The organism is Staphylococcus sp. M0911 (assembly GCF_003491325.1).
Lineage (GTDB): Bacteria > Bacillota > Bacilli > Staphylococcales > Staphylococcaceae > Staphylococcus > Staphylococcus warneri_A.
This window is the reverse complement of record NZ_CP022881.1, coordinates 185807-201274: the sequence shown is the minus strand read 5'-3', so window position 1 is coordinate 201274 and position 15468 is coordinate 185807. Positions and strand designations below refer to the sequence as shown.

The 15468-nt window shown below is 31.5% G+C and carries 16 protein-coding genes and 3 pseudogenes; 6 read left to right on the top strand and 13 right to left on the bottom strand.

Translation table 11 applies throughout. The features are described 5' to 3' along the window. Positions 1-3 precede the first annotated feature (3 nt). Complete coding sequence (locus ssp1_RS00915) at positions 4-666, top strand: ABC transporter ATP-binding protein (RefSeq protein ID WP_002451391.1); 663 nt, start codon at positions 4-6, stop codon at positions 664-666. Positions 667-722: 56 nt separating this feature from the next. Here ssp1_RS00915 and ssp1_RS11985 read toward each other — a convergent pair whose 3' ends face one another. Both ssp1_RS11985 and ssp1_RS00910 read right to left on the bottom strand, forming a co-directional pair. After that, positions 723-902 carry a hypothetical protein gene (locus tag ssp1_RS11985; RefSeq protein WP_227701718.1) on the bottom strand — a complete coding sequence of 60 codons (180 nt, stop codon included), beginning with the start codon at positions 900-902 and terminating at the stop codon, positions 723-725. Positions 903-998: 96 nt separating this feature from the next. Then, positions 999-2103 (bottom strand): annotated as a pseudogene (locus ssp1_RS00910) (YqeG family HAD IIIA-type phosphatase); the annotation flags it as partial. A gap of 198 nt (positions 2104-2301) precedes the next feature. Between ssp1_RS00910 and ssp1_RS00905 the strand changes: the two are divergent. After that, positions 2302-2979 carry a hypothetical protein gene (locus ssp1_RS00905; RefSeq protein ID WP_049423764.1) on the top strand — a complete coding sequence of 226 codons (678 nt, stop codon included), beginning with the start codon at positions 2302-2304 and terminating at the stop codon, positions 2977-2979. A 67-nt stretch (positions 2980-3046) separates the two neighbouring features. Here the strand turns inward: ssp1_RS00905 and ssp1_RS00900 are convergent, their stop codons facing one another. The 4 genes from ssp1_RS00900 to ssp1_RS00885 all read right to left on the bottom strand — a co-directional run bounded on the left by ssp1_RS00900 (position 3047) and on the right by ssp1_RS00885 (position 6396). Continuing rightward, positions 3047-3955 carry a sensor histidine kinase gene (locus ssp1_RS00900; protein ID WP_075778301.1) on the bottom strand — a complete coding sequence of 303 codons (909 nt, stop codon included), beginning with the start codon at positions 3953-3955 and terminating at the stop codon, positions 3047-3049. Between the two features lie 17 nt (positions 3956-3972). Then, positions 3973-4728 carry a hypothetical protein gene (locus ssp1_RS00895; protein WP_075778302.1) on the bottom strand — a complete coding sequence of 252 codons (756 nt, stop codon included), beginning with the start codon at positions 4726-4728 and terminating at the stop codon, positions 3973-3975. 1 nt (position 4729) lies between these two features. After that, positions 4730-5638, bottom strand: coding sequence for an ABC transporter ATP-binding protein (locus ssp1_RS00890; RefSeq protein ID WP_118828075.1), 909 nt, complete (start codon positions 5636-5638; stop codon positions 4730-4732). An 89-nt stretch (positions 5639-5727) separates the two neighbouring features. Next, positions 5728-6396, bottom strand: coding sequence for a response regulator transcription factor (locus tag ssp1_RS00885; protein WP_037552215.1), 669 nt, complete (start codon positions 6394-6396; stop codon positions 5728-5730). A gap of 151 nt (positions 6397-6547) precedes the next feature. On the opposite strand from ssp1_RS00885, the gene ssp1_RS11860 reads away from it, so the two are divergent. The 3 genes from ssp1_RS11860 (at position 6548) to ssp1_RS00875 (ending at position 7808) form a co-directional block, all read left to right on the top strand. Beyond that, a complete protein-coding gene (locus ssp1_RS11860; protein ID WP_002451396.1) occupies positions 6548-6721 on the top strand; it encodes a hypothetical protein in 174 nt (57 codons plus the stop codon). A 178-nt stretch (positions 6722-6899) separates the two neighbouring features. Further along, positions 6900-7250, top strand: coding sequence for a DUF4064 domain-containing protein (locus tag ssp1_RS00880; protein WP_002451397.1), 351 nt, complete (start codon positions 6900-6902; stop codon positions 7248-7250). 198 nt (positions 7251-7448) lie between these two features. Further along, complete coding sequence (locus ssp1_RS00875) at positions 7449-7808, top strand: hypothetical protein (RefSeq protein ID WP_047211278.1); 360 nt, start codon at positions 7449-7451, stop codon at positions 7806-7808. Positions 7809-7876: 68 nt separating this feature from the next. On the opposite strand, the gene ssp1_RS00870 is transcribed toward ssp1_RS00875, so the two are convergent. From ssp1_RS00870 to ssp1_RS00855, 4 genes are all read right to left on the bottom strand, one after another. Further along, positions 7877-8140 (bottom strand): hypothetical protein, encoded by a 264-nt coding sequence (locus tag ssp1_RS00870; RefSeq protein WP_075778304.1) that lies wholly within the window; start codon positions 8138-8140, stop codon positions 7877-7879. Positions 8141-8211: 71 nt separating this feature from the next. Further along, entirely contained in the window at positions 8212-9906 is a 1695-nt protein-coding gene (locus tag ssp1_RS00865; protein ID WP_107536226.1) for an ABC-ATPase domain-containing protein, read from the bottom strand. Positions 9907-10048: 142 nt separating this feature from the next. Then, positions 10049-10645 (bottom strand): isochorismatase family protein, encoded by a 597-nt coding sequence (locus tag ssp1_RS00860; RefSeq protein ID WP_075778305.1) that lies wholly within the window; start codon positions 10643-10645, stop codon positions 10049-10051. Between the two features lie 15 nt (positions 10646-10660). Then, positions 10661-11641 (bottom strand): amidohydrolase family protein, encoded by a 981-nt coding sequence (locus tag ssp1_RS00855; protein ID WP_107536225.1) that lies wholly within the window; start codon positions 11639-11641, stop codon positions 10661-10663. Positions 11642-11994: 353 nt separating this feature from the next. Here ssp1_RS00855 and ssp1_RS00850 point away from each other — a divergent pair, with 353 nt between their 5' ends. Beyond that, positions 11995-13458, top strand: coding sequence for an alkaline phosphatase (locus tag ssp1_RS00850; RefSeq protein WP_075778307.1), 1464 nt, complete (start codon positions 11995-11997; stop codon positions 13456-13458). A 378-nt stretch (positions 13459-13836) separates the two neighbouring features. Here the strand turns inward: ssp1_RS00850 and ssp1_RS00845 are convergent, their stop codons facing one another. From ssp1_RS00845 to ssp1_RS00835, 3 genes and pseudogenes are all read right to left on the bottom strand, one after another. After that, entirely contained in the window at positions 13837-14340 is a 504-nt protein-coding gene (locus ssp1_RS00845) for a TIGR01741 family protein (protein WP_075778308.1), read from the bottom strand. Positions 14341-14424: 84 nt separating this feature from the next. Then, positions 14425-14915, bottom strand: a pseudogene (locus ssp1_RS00840) (TIGR01741 family protein). 10 nt (positions 14916-14925) lie between these two features. Next, positions 14926-15459 (bottom strand): annotated as a pseudogene (locus tag ssp1_RS00835) (DNA/RNA non-specific endonuclease); the annotation flags it as partial. Between the last annotated feature and the right edge of the window lie 9 nt (positions 15460-15468).

Genomic DNA, 15468 nt, shown 5'->3' with positions numbered 1-15468 from the left:
CAGATGTTACAATTTAAAGCTGTCACAAAATCATTTAAAGATGGTAACCAAACGATAGAAGCTGTTAAATCAACTGATTTGTCGTTTAATCAAGGCGAACTCATCGCCATTGTAGGGCCATCTGGTTCTGGGAAAAGCACTTTTTTAACAATGGCAGGTGCATTACAAACACCTACTACGGGTGACATATGGATTAATCAACAAAATATTACCCAATTAAAACAAAAGGCCCTTGCCCGTATTAGAATTCAAGAAATTGGATTTATTCTACAATCCACTAATTTAGTACCATTTTTAACGGTTAAACAACAATTTCAGTTACTTAAAAAGTATAAAAAAGATGTACTCAATAAAGATGAATATAAAGATTTACTTAATCAATTAGGCCTCACCGAAATAGAGAACCAACTCCCTAGTGAAATATCAGGTGGTCAAAAGCAACGTGTTGCCATTGCCAAAGCAATCTATACTAACCCATCAATCATATTGGCCGATGAACCCACTGCTTCGTTAGATACAGACAACGCGATGGCCGTTATGAAAATCTTAGAACATCAAACAAAGCAACGAAACAAAACATGCATTATCGTTACCCACGACGAGCGATTAACCCAATTCTGCGACAAAGTCTATCACATGCAAGACGGTGTGTTGCAAGCTCAATAACAATAACAAACCTGTTCCCAACGACGCTGTTGAGAACAGGTTTTATTTTGTTTAATTTATACTACTAAATCTTTCGGTATTAAATCATAATCAAACAATACTTCAGAATTGTTCTTATATACTAACTCTTCTTTTATGACTTTATTCGTTTTCTTATCAATTGTTTCTTTATAGATATTAGACTTACGATAAAATTTACCATCTACTTTAGTAAAATGATGATCTCTTTCAATCAAATTGAATTTGACTGGAAACGGCTTTTCACTTCTTAGCTCAGCATAAGAGGTTTCGTTTTCAACCCATAAATTAATCTGAACCGTTTGATCCGTTGTATTTTTAAAACGATAATCAATGTAGTTATACGTAATAGACGTGCCTGTTCCGAATGGTATTCGCTTGCCATGATCCGGTGATAAAGCATCGGAATGTGTATGTAATTCCGTAACTTCTAATGGACTATGTTGTATAAGTAAATTGATTGAATTGGCTAAATTACAAAGTCCCCCCCATACCTGGTTGTACTTTGTTATTTATAATGACTCTGCCATCTTTATAACCATTTTTCTTATTAATCTTACCCACTAGCTTCCAAAATGAAAATTCTTCCCCGGGTTTTATTGTAATCCCATCCATTTTAGAAGAGGCTAGTTGAATATTATATGCTTTATTGTATTGTAATTCAGGATCAATATCTTTACCTTTTTTAATCAAGTGTGTCGAATAACTATGAACCACATTTGGCAATTGTTCTTTTTTAAATGTACGAGCAAACTTTGTTTTTTGTCTTAGATTATCAACGTGTCTTTTCAATATACCTTTGCGTACTGAAATCGCATAAAAAGCGGGATGAATTTCACAGAACAATTTTTTCTTTTTATCCATTTTTCTATAATCTCCTACTACTATATCTGATAGTCTATGCTTTCTCTTTTTATATAAAAGTGTATAAACTTGTAAAATGAGTTTTTCTACTTGGCGTTTTTTCCCTATATTGATATCTTCTTTATGTTTTAAGAATTTAACCAATACATTGTCAATGCCACATAAATTTGCCCCTAAAACATCTGTAAATATTTGATCACCAACAAGTAAAACTTCAGAGCGATTAACACCTAACATATCAATAGCTTTTAAAAAATTAGGTTTGTGAGGTTTATTCGCCATAGGGATATATAAAGTTTGAATATTTCTGTTAAAAAGCGCAATTCGTTCATCGCTATTGTTAGATAATAACAATGTTTTTAATCCTACATCGTGAATGTGTGCAAATAATTCATCTACTTGGTCAGTTGTGTCATCACCATGAGGGACTAAAGTACTGTCTATGTCAAAAATAATAGCTTTATAGCCCAATTCTTTAACTTTTTCATAATCTATCGCATAAACACTATCTAAATATACTGATGGAAATAAAAGATTCAATATTTTCAACCTCACTAATAATTATTTCATTTTTATATTGCAATACATTTTAATAATAACACAACAAATGATAATCGACACTCTTTTGTAAGTCAATCTAATATTATATGTAAATATTGTTTTTTATTAAAAATAATACTTTTTATTTCCTAGAATTAACATTAAAATAACAAATATTAATATAGTTAATAAATAAATGGTGGGAGAAATAAAATGAATAGAAGCGAACTTACAGTTATGTTGACTCATAATGATTTTACAGTAAAAAATGCATCAGATATTTTTGAATCATGTAAATATTCACAAGCTAAATTTTGGGGATTTAAAGAACAAGGCATACCTAAAGACGAAATGAAACAACTTTATGCTTATATGAAATCATATGGTAAGACTACATTTTTAGAAGTTGTAGAATACGATGAAGAAAAGGGATTACAAGGGGCGCAGATTGCAGCTGAATGTGGTTGCGACATTTTAATGGGGACAACATATTTTGATTCTATTCATAATTTCTGTAAATTAAATAATTTAAAATATATGCCATTCGTTGGAAAAATTAGTGGCAGACCTTCCCTATTAGAGGGAGACATTGATGATATGGTACAAGAAGCCAATGACTATTTAAACAAAGGTGTATATGGCATAGATTTATTAGGTTATCGATATATTGGTGATGCTGATGAATTAATTACAACGTTTGTTAAAAATGTAAACGGACCTGTATGCGTAGCTGGTAGTATTGATAATTACGATAAATTAGATCTTATTAAAAATGCGTCACCATGGTCCTTCACTATAGGTAGTGCTTTCTTCGATAACAGATTTGATGGCTCATTTTTTGAACAAATCAACAAAGTACATGAATACATGGATAAAGAAAAAATTATTTAAACAATAACAAACCTGTTCCCAACGACATTGTTGAGAACAGGTTTTAATTTATTTTGACATCTTATCATTATTTTTGTCTATTTACTCTTGGCAATTCAATAGATATATTGAACTGATTATTTTGGTAAGCAGCTGTAATTCTACCATTCTGTACTTCTACTAATCGCTTAACCATGTATAAACCTAATCCCGTACTACCATTATGTCTACTGGCATCAAGTGTTTGAGATCTTTTGAATAAGTTAGTTTGATCACCATCACTTAATGGTTCATCAGTATCATTTTGTATTTCAATAAGCACCCTGTCTTTGTTATCGAAAACTTTAATTTTCGCATATGTCTTACCATATTTAAGAATATTTGATATTAAATTATTGATAATCCGTTCTAAACATACTCGATCAGCTTTGACTAAGTGCGTACCATCCTCATTAAATAATACATTAATAGACTTGTTATCAAATTGGTTGAAATACGATAAAAATTGTTCTTTTAAACATTCATCAATATTAATTTCTTGTATATTTAAAGCATAATCTCCTGAATTTAATTTAGTCATTTCATGAAATAGATCCACCATATTGATAAGGTTATCTGTTTTACTATTAATCACCTTAGCATAACGATTGATTTCATCTATCGTTTCAATCTCTTGCATTAAGTTAGCATATCCTTTAATAGCTGTTAAAGGTGTTCGAATATCATGAGATATATTGGTAATCTCTTGATTTAACAGTAATTCCTGTTGCTTATATTTCACAACTTCTTTTCTCTTTGCATTTAACACGTCATTGATTTCATTAATCAGGTTAACTGAGTGTTTATGATGAGTATTAGTTCGAATAATTTGATTCGAATTAATATGATGTTTTATATATTTTAATTGTTTCGTTAATTGAGTCATATCATATTTCAACAATAAATATTTATAAATTATAACAACAAGAATGAGTGCTAATATCATACTGATTATCATTTAATAACTTCCTTAAATTAGTCTATAAACTCTTTATTTCTATAAATTAAATAACCTACCATTAAAAACATCAATCCTAATAATACACCTATTAACCAATAATGAATCCCAAACTGACTTGACTCCTGCATAAATGCTTTAAAGTTTTGATTAAATAGCTCTGTTGGAGAATTATCATAAATAACATCAAATTTATGACTGATCATCGTCAATACTTGTAATATCATTGCAGATTGATAGTAAAAAATACTAATAATAATGATAACTATTGCAAGATTAGCTTTAAAACTATTAATAGCATGGGCTAGAGCGAGACCACCAAATACAATAGGGGCCATATTAACTAACGCTATTAAATAATTCGTGAGTGCTGTTTGATCAAAATCAAATAATGTGATACCTAATATAACTGTTACAGCAGTACTAATAAGAGATAAAACTGAGAAACTCAGGATATAAACTATAAATTTGCCCCAATAAATTGATGAAACTGCTGTATCAAAAGAAATTGAAATTTTATTTAAAGCTTTGTTTTGCTTACTATTCACTAACATGTTCATGGATGCACCAATAACCAAGATGAGTAATCCAGCTGTAATCACATTAGTATAGAAAAACTTAGCATTACCATAAGGAAAATTATTTTCCGTTTTATCAAAATAACATAATGTGAGTGCCGCAAGTATCATTAGAACATTACAAACAATTAAGTATATATATAATCCTTTACTATGAAATATTCTATAAAGCTCACTTTTCATATAATTAATCATGCTATTTTTCCACTCCCTTATTCAAGAAATAATCTTCCAAATTCGTTGTTTCAATCTTGAATTCTTCAACTGCGATATTATTATTAAGTAGTAACTGATTAATATCACTACTTTCTATATTGGGTGGTTCTACAACAATTTCTTTATTATGCAATACTTTATATTTAATATTTTCAATATGTTCTTCTAATATTCTTACTGCGCTTTCAGGTTTATCAACTTTTATTATCAATTGACGCTTCCCTTTACTGAGCATTTGTTCTTTGCTTATATCTTCAATAATTTCACCCTTTTCAATGAATACAAATCGATACGCAAGCTGTTGTAGTTCATTTAAAATATGGCTAGATATTAATATTGTAATTCCATTTTCTTCGTTTAATTTTAAAATTAAATCTCGAAAACGTTTAATACCTTGTGCATCTAATCCATTAATCGGTTCATCTAGTACTAATATATCTGGCCCTGTCAATAAAGCCAAAGCTATACCAAGCCTTTGCTTCATTCCTAATGAATATTGCTTTACCTTTTTAGTGGCATTCTTCAAACCCACTAGCGTTAATACTTCTTCTATTTTTTCATTGTTCGTAACACCACGTTGAATACTAAAATAGTATAGATTTTGATAAGCAGTAAAATTAGATATAAATTCTGGTGTTTCAATCATAAATCCCACTCTTTTTCGCCCCTGATTATTAATATTATAGCCATCTTCTCCAAACAATTTGATACTACCACTCGTAGGATGAATTTGATTCGCAATTAATTTAAATAACGTCGATTTACCTGCGCCATTTCGTCCGATAATCGCGCATATTTCTCCTTCATAAAGATTGAAATCGGTAGGTTGTAACCCATAGTCATGTTTAAACTTTTTAGATAATTGCTTTGTTTGTAAGACTGGATTCATTTAATCATCTCCTTCGCTATTCTTACACTTAACATAACGAAATATTCCTTAAGTTCCTTTAAGTAAAATATTAAGAAATCATAAAGATTTTAGATCAACATAAACCCAATCCCCCACACTGTTTGTATATATGTTTCAGTTGTATGCAGCGCTATCTTCTTTCTAATATTAGATATATGTACATTGATGGTATTGTCATCACCTAAATAAATACCTTGTATGGATTCATAAATCTTTTGCTTTGAAAATGCCTTCTCAGGATATTGCATTAACAACTTCATAATCTCGAACTCTGAATTAGTTAAATTAATTTCAGTATCTTTATAGAACATTTGATACTTACTAATGTCCAAAGTAAGATTTTTCCATTTAAGTTGCTCCATTTGAGGTTTGTTATCTAAATTTCTCAGTTGAACTGAAACACGAGCTGTTACTTCTTTAGCATCGAATGGCTTAGTCATATAATCATCTGCACCTAAATCTAATAGTTTTACTTTTTCTTCTACATCAGTCTTAGCAGATATAACTATAACTTTGCTATATGTATTTTCTTTTATATATGGGAGCAATTCTTCACCACTTAATTCTGGTAACATCAAATCTAAAATCACTAAATCAAACTGATTATTTTTTAATGTTTGAAGCGCTTCTTGACCTGAATAATTAATAGTTGTATGTACCGTCATCTTTGTAAGAGTTAAAGATAAAATATGTGCTATATCTATATCATCTTCAACGATTAATGCGTTATATGACATATTAAGACCTACCTTTTCCTTATAACTTTTTAATGAGTAATCTTTCATATTTAATTATTTTAACAACATTATAAATTACTTTATAATTAAACTATTAGAATCATTATATATTTACAATACCATGTTTTAAATACATTGGAGGTTATACATCATGCTACGTAAAATTGAAATGTTAGCGTGTGTGATTGTCTGTTTATTAGCTATTGTCATGATTGTTTGGAATATTATCCATGGTTTTAGTTTATCTGTATTTATTCCATTTCTTATTATCGCATGTATTAGTATTTATTATTTTGTTAGAGCGTTTAAAGACAATCATAGTTAAAACGAATCGTTTTTCAAATAAAGTTGGACACATTATTAAAATGCGTTCAACTTCTTTTTGTGATTTGAATGTTTTTGTTGAAATTAAGTATTTAATATTTAAAAGATTGTTACAAAACTATTTATTTAATTTGTTTAATAGTATATATTTAAGTTATGAAAAATAACGAGGTGACATAATGGATAATTATCAGTTTGAAAGACCAACAAACCGAGTAGCGGAAATGATTCTAGGTATTATGGGAAGTATTTTCGGTATGCTTGGTGGATTATTTGCGATTATGGTGGGTAGTATCGGTAATGAATTTGAAGCTTCAGATAGCGGACAAGTTTTCGGACTAGGTGTCGCTGTCATCCTTACATGTATTATCACTTTAATCTTAAGTTGTATCATCAATAAGAAAAGAGTTTTAATGGGTGTTTTATTAGTTATTGGTGGCCTTTTAAACTTCATCTTTATCGGTTTCTTTGGTATCTTATCAGGTATTTTAATTTTAGTTGCTGGTATTCTAGCTTTAATTCGAAAATAACAACGCACTGACCTTCATCAACTTATCCGATGAAGGTTTTTTTAATTAATTTAATATTCCCTACAACATCAAATGTAATCAATAGCACAAATCACTTCAATAGCACTACTTTTTTATTTATACCAAATGATATTTAGTCACTTTTTATAATTTTGTGATATTATTTCATTAATAAGTGATATTTTAAGGGGAACATAGATGATTAGGGAACAATTAAGACCATTTCGTAATAAAAATGTCGTAGTCACTGGTAGAGTTGAATATGTGGGCTATAAAAACAAATTGAATCGCGATATTCCATATTTGCGCAATGTCAAAATCTTATTAAAAGATGTCCAAATTAATGGCGCTATGATTGACCATATATGGTTGTTTGAGAGGCAAAAATATTATGACATTGGTTTTTCACTTCTTTATAAAAAAGTAAAATTCAGAGCAACTGTAGTACCCTATTTAAAAGTAGGAGAGCACTGTTTCAAAGAAGATTACGGTATCCAACGAAAAAGTAGATTGATGACTGAAGCAGAATATAATGACAACAAACCTTTTATTAAATAACTTCTATCATACATTAATGCGCATGTTATCTAAGTACTTCACGTTCTCCTAGATACATGCGCATCTCATTATTCTTTCATTTTTGATTTTCTAGCTTGTTGTGCACGTTGCCATTCTCCTAATAACATAAATAATCCCATAATTGTTAAGAAGATGATAGGCATTAATCCTAATTCAAAATAATTCATCATATAACCATATGAGACACCTACAACTAATACAACTGGCATAATTAAACCTAATATTTTACTACCTGTTCGAGATAAAAAATATTGCAACGCTAAAATGATGACATAAATAATAACAGGAAAGAAAATACTCAAAAATTTCAACGTGTTATTCCGTCCTTTCGTTAAAATTTAAAAATACTTCATTCATCCCTGTATTCATCATTACATTTATATCATTTCACATGCAACCCTCTATAGCGATTCAACGTACCTATCAGTTCTTGTTTACGTGGTAAAGCTAAATTACCTGGATGACCTTGATGATGTGACATCGCCTCTAACCCTTGTTCGTCAATCAATTGATAAACTGCATCGACTATCTCTACAATCGTCTGCTCGTTATTCACCTTATGACGTTGCAAATAATCTAACATCATTGCCAAACAGTTAGTCTGACTATCATCTACTAATTGTTCTAACCCAGATATATCAATCGCTTCTTTACCATACATCACTGCATGTTGGCCTTTTGCTTTTAATCGACCGTCTTTACCCTTTTTAGTAAAACTTGACGTAAGTGGTACTCTTGACGGGATGTTACCAAATGATTGTTGTGAAATCATATCTCGTTCATATCCAGTGGAATGCGCTATTGCCTTAGCTTCTTCAGTGACATCTTTGAGTATATATTCATCCATCATCAGTACTTGATCAGCAACTTCAAAGTAATCGCCTGATCCACCTACAATTAAAATAGTCGATACATCATAGTCATCATATAATGGTTTCACTTTATTTGAAAATGGTGTAATGGGTTCTTTCTCGGGCGATATTAACTTTTGCATACGGCCATCACGAATCATAAAATTCGTAGCCGAGGTATCTTCGTCAATTAACATTACTTTTGATTGTGCTTCAAGTGCTTCCATGACATTTGTAGCTTGTGATGTACTACCACTGGCATCATCCGTTGAAAATTGACTTGTATCCTTTTTCCCTGGTAAGTGATCAATAAATGGCTGTATATTCACTTTTTCAACACTACGACCGTCTTCTGCACGAATCTTCATGGCACTGTCGTTGGTAATAACATATTCTCGTCCATCACCTGCAATATGGTCATAGACACCTCTCTCTAACGCTTGTAATAATGTTGACTTACCATGATAGCCACCACCCACAATAAGGGTAATGCCTTTAGGTATTCCCATACCCTTCACCGCTTCACCAAACGGCACATGCATAGTCGTCTCAAATGACTTAGGACTTATAAATGATTTGGCTTTGGACATTGGTCCATCAGATATACCACTTTTCCTCGGTAATATGGCACCATTAGCTACAAATGCGATAAGTCCCTGTTGCTCAAGTTGCGCTCTAATATAAGTTTGATTTAATTTTAATTCAACCTGTTGTTTTAACGATACTTGATCAATTTGTTGATAGTTAAGTGCTTGAGATACAAGTTGAGGTAATAGTTCGGTCAGTGTTGTTGCTGCAGCTTTGCCTAATATTTTGCGTCCTGCAGCTGGAAGACCTACCTCAAGACGCACCTCTATATTATTGTTGTTAATTACTACTGATGTTCTTTTCAACATTTCTTGACCGCAACGATCGATCAATAGTTTGTGTTGTCCCTTTGATTTAGAAAGTAACGATTTCAATATTTGTGCGACATTTCTTGTTAAAAAGTCAGCAACAGCTACACGCTTATCTTCAGAATCTAAATATTTATCTGGTATCCCTACAATATCTCTATCAATGATTAATCTTATTTTAGATGGGGGCGCATATGGATCCACTTGTATATGATCAATGGCTAATTGAAAGTCATTAAAATCATAGACATTTTTAATACGTTTATAAGCACCGTACTTTTGACCATCTAATTGAAATAATGTCTTTTTTAAGTCTTGTGCTTGTTTCATTAATCATTCTCCTTAGTATTTGAATCATCTATTCATTCATACTACCCGATAGCCATTTTCCACTAAACACATAAAAGCCATCTTTAGCTATAAAACTAAAAATGACTTTTTTTTGATTCTATTATTCTATTTTAGACTGACGTTATTCTGACCAACCTGCGTTAATAATATCGTCTGTTTTACGTACACGCCCCATGAATGGGAATATATAGTTTACTTCATACTCATATTCTTGTTCTGACAATGCGCCCATCGCATCTTCAGCAAAAATAATATGATACCCATGTTGATACGCTTCTCTAGCTGTTGTATCTACACCAAAGCCTGTCGCAACACCACTTAAGACAATAGTATCTATACCACGACGTCTTAATTGTAAATCTAATTCCGTACCATAAAAGCTACCCCATTGATGTTTTGTAATACGGAGCGCGTGCTTAATACAATCTAATTCAGGTGTTAACTGATCAAATTTTTGACGGTCACCCATATCAGCAGCTCCTTTAGCCACCATACTTCTATCGGCAATCGGATTTAACATATCCTTACCATCTGTAGTACCAACTTTGAAAAAGACATTCAATGCACCTGCTTGTTCAAATGCACGTGCTAATTTACCCACATTTTCAGTGATTGTAGCATATGGATAGGGATGATACGTCATCGGTAAATCTTTCTGTAAATCTACAGCTATAAATGCTACTTTTTTAGGATTAAGTGGTTCTAATTGATTATCCATTAATATCATACTCCTCTATAAATTAAATAATTGCTGTGCATTTTTGTATAAAATCTTATCTTTATCTTCCTCACTGATATCTAATTGATCAACAAAATCTAATGTATCTTTCATAGAAACATATGGATAGTCACTAGAATATAAAATATGATCAGCACCTACTTGTTCATACATTTGCATAAATGGTGGTGCATAAGTATAACCAGAAATTGAATAATAAATATTCTCTTTAAGATAATCACTGACTTTTTTCTTTAGATGAGACAATTGTGGTGGAATTAAAGTATCCAATCTTTGAAGTGCGTATAATACACCTTCCCCATTATGTCCTGTCACTATTTTTAAGTCGGGATACTTATCAAATGTACCACTCAACACGATGCGAATTAAGTGAATAGCTGTTTCGATATGCCAACCCCATCCAGCAGAAGCAAATTGCATTGCAACATCACTTGAATAATTACCTTTGTAATACGTATCGATTACATTGTCAGGCGGAATGGCTGGATGTAAATAGATAGGTACATTTAATTGTTCAGCCTTTTCAAAGATTATTTCAAATTTAGGATGGTCTAAATATTCTCCTAACGTATGACCATTTATAATCGCACCTTTAAATCCAAATTCATTCACAGTACGCTCTAATTCTTGTGCGGCTAATTCTGGCTCAATGGTGGGTAGCGTTGCGAATCCAGCAAGTCTTTCAGGATGCTTTTGAACTGCTTCACCAAGTAAATTATTTGCCTTAGTAGACAGTTGGATTGCCTCATCTCTCTCTAATTGTTGTGTGCCAGGTGCAGTTAGAGACACAATTTGCTTTGCCACTCCCGCTTCATCCATTTCAGCAATACGGTTGTCACCTAAGTTCTTCAAACGGTTCATGATAGGTGCTACCGCTTTCGCATGTGGACCATTAGGATCTTCATCTTTAAAAGAATCTAACTCCTCTATAACAAAATGTTCTTCAACAGCAATGACTGGTTTAGGTTGAGTCATAAAAAAAGCCTACTTAAAGCAAGAGATATAAAACACCTCAAACTACATTTATATTTAAATCAAATGAATTATAACGCTTACCCAATGATAACGCGAATAATTGGGTAGGTTTAATTTTCAATACTTTACTAAATGATAGTAATCCATATTATTGGTCTAATCATATTTATAACGATTGAAATTCTTTATAAAATCATCAAATATAAAATGATGCATTAATACAAATGTATATTTACACTCCTGGAATTTAATATAAATTTACAAAACATTAACTTAATAATTACTTCAAATCAATTTAATTATTTTATCCTATTAATGTAACAATTATATATAATATTGGGAGGAACGTTTATATGTTTTTAAATTCAAAATGGGGAAAGATGACTATTGCAGGTTCAATTTTAACGACGACTTTATTTAGCACAAGTCATCCAACACTAGCTTCAGCAGGTGGTCAAGCACCAGATAGTCAAAATGCTAACAATAGCGAAGCCATTGCCATGGGTAATACTAAAAATCCTAAGAATGTAATCTTCTTAATTGGGGATGGCATGGGACCATCATTTAATACAGCCTACCGTTACTACGCTGATAATCCTAAAACTAAAGAGATGGATAAAACAGCTTTCGACAACTATCTTAAAGGAACAATGCGCGTACATAACGATGATGATAAAGAAAATATTACTGACTCAGCAGCTGCTGGTACAGCACTTAGTACTGGTAAGAAAACATTTAACGGTGCTATCGGTGTAGATAATAACAAACAAGCTCAAAAAACAGTATTAGAACAAGCAAAAGAAAGCGGTAAGTCTACGGGATTAGTTTCGACTGCGGAAATTACTGACGCTACACCCGCTGCATATGCTGCACATGTTGACGACCGTGATAAAAAAGATGAAATTGCTAAACAATTTTACAATGATAAAATCAACGGCCAACATAAAGTAGATGTACTTCTTGGTGGTGGCTCTAAATACTTTGGTAAAGAAAATGGAAACCTAGATAAAAAATTCAAAAAAGACGGTTATGACGTTGTATCAAATAAAAATGAATTAGCTAATTCTAAAAGCGACCAAGTATTAGGTTTATTTGCGGAAGAGAACATGCCGCTACAAATTGATGCACCTAAGAAAAATCCAATGTTAGCTGATATGCAACAAAGTGCATTAAATAAACTTGAGAAAAATAATAACGGCTTCTTCTTAATGATAGAAGGTGCTTCAATCGATAAAACAGCCCACGCTAATGATGTCACAGGTGTCATGTCAGAAATGGACGGTTTCAACAAAGCATTTGAAAATGCAATGTCATACGCTGAAAATCGTGATGATACTTTAGTTATCGCAACGGCAGACCATTCAACTGGTGGTATGACAATTGGTAGTGGGGAAGAATATAAATGGAATCCTGATGCTATTCATAAAATGAACAAATCAGGTGCACATATGACAGAACAAATTGCAGAGGGTGAAGATGTAGAAAAAGTCATCAAGAACGGATATGGCTTTGACGTGAAGTCTAAACAAATAGATAAAATCAAAGACGAAGCAGATAAATTAAAAGATGTAAAAGATAAAGCCAAAAACGAAGACGATCCAAAAATCGAAAAACAACAAGGCAAACTACAAGACGCTATCCAAAAACCAATTAACGACAAATCAAGAACAGGTTGGACAACATACGGTCATACTGGCGAAGACGTTAACACATACGCATACGGACCAGGTTCAGACTTCTTAGAAGGCAATGTCGATAACACAGATCAACCTAAAAACCTATTCGACTTCTTTAACAGCGACGTCACATCATCATAGAATGAAATAAAGCAACATAACTTACTCCCATGCCATAATATCATTGAGAAACATGTCTTAATTACTATTGTTAAATATCAAAAAAGCCAACTATCATTGATTTATTGTGGTAGTTGGCGTTCTTATTGTATGACGACTAAAAATATCGTTTAAGTTTTTAATGTTTTTGAAAAGCTTTCTTTAATTTCATTTTTTTAAGTTTCATTGAGTACTATACACCTATAATAATGATTACAGTGCTAATAAATATTGTGATGACTATCAACCATTTTTTAGATATATTCATAAATCCTCAACTTTCTATAACATATTATTAATTATTCTCATTTTTAATATATATTGCCATCTTTTCATTAAAAAATTGGATATTCTTTGTAATCAAAAGAATGACTCTTCTTCTTGTTCTTTAATGAACTGTTCTACTTTTTTCACTTTATTTATGGCATATTCTTTTTCAGGTAGAATACCAAATTTTTTATATTCATAATAATATTCTCTAGCTAAAGGCCCAAATTCTGAGTTTTTCCAATCGATATAATCAAATGACACGTTTAATTTACCTTCATTAGTGAAATCAAATTCACATGATGTCCATGGCTCTTGATTATTTTCTTTAAAGATCCCTCTAAGGCTTTCAAATAAATCATAAAGCCCATCTGATAACTCGTCAAAAATTTCTTCAGAAACATTATAATCTTTAGGAATATCAGTATAATAATGTAAGTCGGCACTACCAGGAGTAGTGTAATTAAAAAATACTTCTGCTCCTTCTTCATCTATATATGCCTTTGTATATACCTGTTCCCACTCCGCAGGAATCATATCACTGATTTTATTCGCAATTTCTTGATACATATTATTTAAGTTTTCTTCAAATGCCATTTTTCTCACTCCTCAATATTTTACTTAAAACTCTGTAGGTCTTTGATTAATACCCCTGTAATTTATTTCAATCTTCTATTCATTTTACTCTTCTTGTTCTTTAATGAACTGTTCTAATTGCTTTACTTCGTCTATTAATCGTTGTTGCTCTGGAAGTTCACCAAAACACTTGTATTTAAAATAATCTATTCGAGTTCCTAACGTAAAATCATTATCTAACCAGTTAATATAACCAAATGAAATATCCGCTTTTCCTTCATCATTTAAAATAAATGTACATGTAGTCCATACTTCTTGATTATTCTTTATAAATTCTTTTCTCAATTCCTTAAAGCATTCATATAATTCATTTAGAATGTCTTTATAAATACGTTTTGAAACGTTAAATTTTATCGGAATATCATGAGAATAAAAAAACCTTCCTCTTTTTTTAATGTATAAAAGAAATATACACTACCTCCGTCCTCTGTTACTTCACTTTCCATAAAGATATTCTTCCATTCATCTGGAATTATTTGATTGGCATTATTCGCAATTTCTTGATAAATATTATTAAGCTTATCTTCAAAGTTCATATTTAAACTCCTATCTATTTTCAATTATTTTTTCTATTAGTTTTCCATCTTGTTCATAAGACACTTCAAACTTCAATGGTCTATGACTAACATCGTCATATCTAATTTCCATTTTTATATTTTTAATAGTTCCACCTTTTTCTATTGTTGATCGCCATTCTTTCTCCATCTTATACCATTGCCCATTCTCTTTAAATGGTCGGTTGATGTATTTACTTTGGGGCACGAGGTTGTCTATATCTTTAGAACCTCCGAATGCGCGCGCTATTAAATGACCACCGTCATCATCTGGTAATCGGTCTTCTCTGCCAACTGTTCGTTGCGCGTATGGATTACGTCCGCCATCATGAGGTGTTAGGTCTTCTGCATATACTTCTTTAATACGACCTTTGTGATCCGTTCGATACACATGTCCATGTGGTGTTGTATATTCGATGTTAGCTTTCAATTTTTTAGGTTTCATAAATCTTTTTTCATAATTGTCACCATACTCAACCTTTGTAAGTTTTGGGTCTTCTTGATAATGAATACTGTTTATGCGATGTTAAAAAAA